Genomic DNA, 233 nt, shown 5'->3' with positions numbered 1-233 from the left:
ATATTGCTATCGTATGGCCGCCAAATAGAGCACCCATTATCATCGCAATTTTATCTAGTAAAGATGAGAAAGAGGCTACCTATGATAATCAACTAATTGCAGAGGCAACTGAAGTTATAGTTAAGTCTCTTAAATGATAATTCCTCAATTCTTTATGTAACGTAATTGAAAATATGAACCTAGAAAGCGATTCTTTTCATGTGAAAAGAATCGCTTTTTTGTATTTCTATAAT

1 pseudogene is annotated in these 233 nt (G+C 31.8%); it reads left to right on the top strand.

What is annotated here, in order from left to right:
• A pseudogene (locus SB775_RS34115) lies at window positions 1–137 on the top strand (class A beta-lactamase); the annotation flags it as partial.
• Window positions 138–233: the final 96 nt, after the last annotated feature.

Source organism: Peribacillus sp. SIMBA_075 (assembly GCF_046534585.1).
This window is presented reverse-complemented; position numbering and strand designations above follow the sequence as displayed.